This window comes from Spirillospora sp. NPDC052242, assembly GCF_040679555.1.
GTDB lineage: Bacteria > Actinomycetota > Actinomycetes > Streptosporangiales > Streptosporangiaceae > Spirillospora.
Genome location: NZ_JBFAUZ010000106.1, coordinates 1 through 4,960, shown reverse-complemented (window position 1 = coordinate 4,960; position 4,960 = coordinate 1). Strand labels below are relative to the sequence as shown.

Sequence of the window (4,960 nt, the reverse complement as noted above, 5' to 3'; positions counted from 1 at the left end):
TGCCGATGAGGGAGACCAGGACGGACGTGCCGAGGGCGCCGCCGAACTGCAGGACGGTGGCCTGGAGGCCGCCGGCGACGCCGATCATGTAGAAGGTGCGGCGGCCGAAGCGGTCGCCGAGTTTGAGCGCGGCGGCGAGGGCCAGCAGGTAGGAGTTGGTGACCCACTGCAGGTCGGCGGTGGACGCGCCGAGGTCGCGTCCGATCTCGGGGTTGGCGAGGGACACGACGGAGTCGTCGAGACCGACCATGAACAGGCCGAAGGCGACGGCGACGAGGGGTCGGCCAGGGGTTGTTCCGGGCGCCGCGCGGACGGGCGTGGGCGGGTGTGTTCACGGGCGGGGGCGCGTCGGTTCCGCCTTCAGGGGTGCGGGCCGCGGCCGTCACGGGACGGCCCGGGCGCGTCGGGACGCGTCGCGGTGCGCCGGTCGAGGCGAGCGATCTCGGGACGGCCGCCCTCCAGGGGGCCGGGGTGAACGAGCGGACCGCTCCCCCCGGGGTCATCGGCTCGTGTGCGGGCCCGGGGAGGGCGTGCGTGACCGGCCGCACGGACGGATCGTCGCGGCGGCGGCCCGGAGTCGCGGCGGGGACGGCCGGGAAGGCCGCGCCGGACCCCGGCTCGCGGGACGGCCGAGATCGGACGGCCGGGACGGGCGGGTCAGTCGGCGGTGTCGCGCAGCCGTTCGGTGAGCGCCGACAGAGCGCCGACAGGGCGCCGACGGCGGAGCCGAGCGCGCGGCGCTGCCCGTCGGTCAGGGCGTGCAGGGCGCCGGTGACGTGGTCGCTGACGTTGTTGGGTTTCATCAGCAGGGCGTCGCCGGCTTCGCGGACGGTGATGCCGTGGCGTTCGTGGAGCAGCCGCAGCAGCGCGAGCTGCCCTTCGGGGAGCCGGGGGTGCGGGAAGTCCCGCACGGCGCGGCGTTCCAGGACCCGGTTCAGCGCGGGCAGGATCGCCACGAGCTCGGCGGCCACGTGGTCGAGGTCCCGGTCGGACGCGCTGGTTTCGGGCATGCCCGCCAATACAACATAGGTTTTCGTGGGCGCGGCCGTTCGGCCGTGCGGCGGGGCGCGCGCTCGTCCGTGAGTCGGGGCCGGTACTGCCGAAAGACGGGGGTGGTGATGGTCCTTCGGCCGATGCCCCGGACGGTGCCCGGTTCCTAACGTTCTGCCCATGGACGGTGTCATGGAACTGGTGCACACGGCGGTGACCTCGCCGTGGTTCTACCTCGTGCTCTTCGCGGTCGCGGCGATCGACGGGTTCTTCCCCGTCGTGCCCAGCGAGAGCACGGTCATCACGGCGGGCGTGTACGCGGCGTCGGCGGGGCAGCCGGACCTGCTGCCGGTCGTGGCGCTGGCGGCGGCGGGCGCGTTCATCGGCGACCACGTCTCCTACACCGTGGGGCGGCTGTCGGGAGGGCGGCTGGAACGGCGGCTGCGCCCCGGCACCCGGCGGCACGGCGCGTTCGCGTGGGCGAGCCGGACGCTCGCCGAGCGCGGCGGCCTGATCCTGGTCGTGGCCCGGTACGTGCCGGGCGGGCGGACGGCCGTGACGATGACGATGGGCGCCGTCGGGTACCCGTTGCGCTCGTTCTCGATGTTCGCGGCGATCGCGGCGGTGTCGTGGGCGGTGTACGGGGCGCTGCTGGGCTACCTGGGCGGCGTCGCGTTCGAGAACGACCCGATCAAGGGCGTCGCGGTGGGCCTGGGGCTGGCGCTGACGGTGACGGCGATCGTGGAGGCCGTCCGCTTCGTCGTGCGGCGCCGCCGCGCGCCCGCCGCCTCCCCCGCGCCGGACGGCGGGGACGGCGGGGACGGTGGCGACGGGGATGAGCGGATCCCTGAGGAAACGCGTCGTGTGGGGACTTTTCCCGGTGCGTGATCGTCCTACGTGACAGGCTTTGCCTTCGGGTGACCGTAGGGTGAACTTTCGCGGTCGGCCCGGGGTCTGACCCGTCAGGCGGGTCGCGTCGATGGAGAGGGAGATGATGCAGGCGCCAGAGTTCAGCGCGGATCTCTACCGGGAGATCAGCGAGTTCGCGCACGGCACGCCGTCATGGGTGCACACGGTGGCCGAGATCGGTACGGACGCGGGGTTGCTGCTGTTCGCCGCGCTGTTCGTGGCGGGCTGGTGGCGGGCGCGCGGCGCGGACGCACGGGCGATGGGGCTGGCGCTGGCGGCGCCGTTCGCGGTGGTGGCCGCGTACCTGGTGAGCGAGGTCTCCAAGACGTTCATCGAGGAGGAGCGCCCGTGCCGCGCGGTGGCGGGCGCGATGAACATCGCCGAGTGCCCGGCTCCGGGCGACTGGTCGTTCCCCAGCAACCACGCGACGATCGCGGCGGCGTCCGCGGCGGCGATCGTGGTGGCGTGGCGGGCGATGGCCCCGCTGGTGCTGCCGCTGGCGATGCTGATGGCGTTCTCCCGGGTGTTCGTGGGCGTGCACTACCCGCACGACGTCGCCGCGGGGTTCGTCCTGGGGTGCGTGGCCGCGCCGGTGGTGGCGCTGGTGCTGGTGCGGGCGGCGGCGCCGCTCGTGGACGCGCTGCGGGGCGTTCCGGTTGGCGCGGCGCTGCTGGGTCCGCGCCCGGCCCCCGCCGCCCCGGCCGCGGGAATCCCCGGGGGGCCGGTGCCGGGCGGCGCCCTTCCCGGGGCCGCCGCGGCGGCGGAGCCGGTCGCGGGGCGGCGCGACGACGCCGCGGTCACGATGCCGGACGTCATGGGCGGCGTGGTGCCGCGCCGGGAGCCGCGCCCCTGACCCTCGCCCGCGGGTGACCGGCGTCCGCCCCCGGGCGGCTCACGGCGGATCCCCCGCATCCCGACGGGCCGTTCCCGCGACGTGAAAGCGTCGCGGGGGCGGCCCGCCGGCGTGTCCGGGGACGTGTCCAGGGGGTTCGGGCGCGTCCGGCGGCGTTCGGCGGCGTTCGGCGTCCGCGCGTCCGCGCGTCCGCGCGTCCGCGCGTCCGGAGATTGACGAAAGTGGGGGGACACCGGTGCCGTTCGCGCACTGCCCCGCCCCTCCCCCGGTTCCTAGGTTCGTGCAGGTGAACACGGATCGGGAGACACGATGATCACTGTGCGGGGACTGACGAAACGGTACGGGGACCGCACCGCCGTCGACGGCCTGACGATGGACGTCGCGGCCGGGCGGGTGACGGGCTTCCTCGGTCCGAACGGCGCGGGGAAGTCCACGACGATGCGGATGATCCTGGGCCTGGACCGCCCCACCTCCGGCGAGGCCCTCATCGGCGGCCGCGCCTACCGGGACCTGCCGCATCCGCTGCGCGAGGTGGGGGCGCTGCTGGACGCCAAGGCGGTGCACCCCGGGCGGCCGGCGCGGCGGCACCTGCTGGCGATGGCGGCCACCAACGGCGTCCCGGCGCGGCGCGTCGACGAGGTGCTGGCGGCCGTGGGGCTGGAGGCGGTCGCCGGGCGGCGCGCCGGGACGTTCTCGCTCGGGATGAGCCAGCGGCTGGGCATCGCCGGGGCGCTGCTGGGCGACCCGGGCGTGCTGCTGTTCGACGAGCCGGTGAACGGCCTCGACCCCGACGGGGTGCTGTGGGTGCGGCGGCTGATGCGGTCGCTGGCCGCCGAGGGCCGCACCGTGTTCGTCTCGTCCCACCTCATGAGCGAGATGCAGCTGACCGCCGACCGGCTCGTGGTCATCGGGAAGGGCCGCCTGCTCGCCGACGCGCCCGTCGCCGAGGTGATCGCCGGGAGCTCGCGGAACACGGTGCGGGTCCGCGGCCCCCGCGCCGACGACCTCGCCGCGCAGCTCACGGCCCGGCTGGGCCCCGGCGGGGCGGCGGTGCGGCCCGGCGACGACGGCGAGCTGCTGGTGTCGGGCGCCACCGCCGAGCAGGTCGGGACGGCCGCGCACGCTGCCGGGCTGCCGCTGTTCGAGCTGACGACCGTGCAGGCGTCGCTCGAGGAGGCCTACATGGAACTGACCGGCTCGAGCGTCGAGTACGACGCGGCGGCGCCCGCCACGGAAAGGACCACGCGATGACCAGGGACACGACGACGCAGGCGCCGCACCCGCCCGCGGCCGGCCCCGTCCGAACGCCGGACGACAGTGCCCGGACGGGCGCGTCCGGCGGGCGGGGGGCCCGGGGCGGCGGGTTCCGCGGGGCGCTCACCGCCGAGTGGATCAAGCTGTGGTCGGTGCGGTCCACCTGGTGGGGGCTGGCCGGCGCGGTGGCCATGATGGGCGTGGCCTGCATGATCCTGGCGACCGACGCCGCCATGGACAACACCTCCGGGCGGCCCGACGTCGAACCGCCCGGGGTGCTGCCGGTGACCGACATCCCCGTCGGCGCGGTCGACCTGGTGCAGTTCGTGGTGCTGACCCTGGCGATCCTGGCCGTCACCGGCGAATACGCCACCGGAAGCATCCGCACGACGCTGCAGTGCGTGCCGCTGCGGGGCCGGATGCTGGCGGCCAAGGCGTCCGTCGTCGCGGCCGTGACGTTCCCCGCCGGGATCGTCCTGATCCTCGCCGGCGCCGCGATCAGCGCGCCCGTCCTGGGCGAGTGGGGCCGCCTGGAGGCGGGCGAGCTCGCGCGGGACGCCCTGGCCGCCGGGACCTACCTGGCGCTGACGAGCGTGCTGATGACGGGCGTCGCGGCGATGCTGCGCAGCGCCGCGGCCACGCTCACCACGGCGTTCCTGTTCCTGATGGTGGTGCCCATGTCCCTGGCCAACGCCCGCTCCGACGCCCTGAAGAACGTGGCGGACGCGCTGCCCGCCACCGCGGGCCGCCACTTCCTGGCCGGGGACGGCGGCCCCTACCCCGCCGTCGCGGGCCTGGCCATCGTGGCGGCGTGGTCGGCGGCGGCCCTGTGGTGCGGCACGATGCTGCTGCGCCGCCGCGACGCCTGACAGTGATGATGTAGGTGAGCGCCTCCCGCTGGGGTCTGGCCCAACGCCTGACTGGCCTGGTGCCTTCAACGGGATCTGCCGACCC

4 protein-coding genes and 1 pseudogene are annotated in these 4,960 nt (G+C 75.5%); 4 read left to right on the top strand and 1 reads right to left on the bottom strand.

Annotated elements, in window-relative coordinates; translation table 11 throughout:
• A pseudogene (locus AB0L25_RS40905) lies at positions 1 to 250 on the bottom strand (MFS transporter); the annotation flags it as partial.
• Positions 251 to 1,170: 920 nt separating this feature from the next.
• Between AB0L25_RS40905 and AB0L25_RS40900 the strand changes: the two are divergent.
• The 4 genes from AB0L25_RS40900 to AB0L25_RS40885 all read left to right on the top strand — a co-directional run bounded on the left by AB0L25_RS40900 (position 1,171) and on the right by AB0L25_RS40885 (position 4,875).
• The gene (locus tag AB0L25_RS40900) at positions 1,171 to 1,878 is read left to right on the top strand and encodes a DedA family protein (RefSeq protein WP_500179019.1); all 708 of its coding nucleotides are present in this window, start codon (positions 1,171 to 1,173) and stop codon (positions 1,876 to 1,878) included.
• Positions 1,879 to 1,981: 103 nt separating this feature from the next.
• Positions 1,982 to 2,752, top strand: coding sequence for a phosphatase PAP2 family protein (locus AB0L25_RS40895; protein ID WP_500179017.1), 771 nt, complete (start codon positions 1,982 to 1,984; stop codon positions 2,750 to 2,752).
• 309 nt (positions 2,753 to 3,061) lie between these two features.
• A complete protein-coding gene (locus AB0L25_RS40890) occupies positions 3,062 to 4,003 on the top strand; it encodes an ABC transporter ATP-binding protein (protein WP_500179015.1) in 942 nt (313 codons plus the stop codon).
• On the top strand, positions 4,000 to 4,875 hold the full coding sequence (locus AB0L25_RS40885) for a hypothetical protein (protein WP_500179014.1): 876 nt from the start codon (positions 4,000 to 4,002) through the stop codon (positions 4,873 to 4,875). The genes AB0L25_RS40890 and AB0L25_RS40885 overlap by 4 nt, the downstream gene beginning before the upstream one ends.
• Positions 4,876 to 4,960 lie beyond the last annotated feature (85 nt).

Bases quoted from the DNA above. Each gene is read 5' to 3' on its own strand.
- AB0L25_RS40895 (WP_500179017.1), top strand. From the start codon at position 1,982: ATGATGCAGGCGCCAGAGTTCAGCGCGGATCTCTACCGGGAGATCAGC.
- AB0L25_RS40900 (WP_500179019.1), top strand. From the start codon at position 1,171: ATGGACGGTGTCATGGAACTGGTGCACACGGCGGTGACCTCGCCGTGG.
- AB0L25_RS40890 (WP_500179015.1), top strand. From the start codon at position 3,062: ATGATCACTGTGCGGGGACTGACGAAACGGTACGGGGACCGCACCGCC.
- AB0L25_RS40885 (WP_500179014.1), top strand. From the start codon at position 4,000: ATGACCAGGGACACGACGACGCAGGCGCCGCACCCGCCCGCGGCCGGC.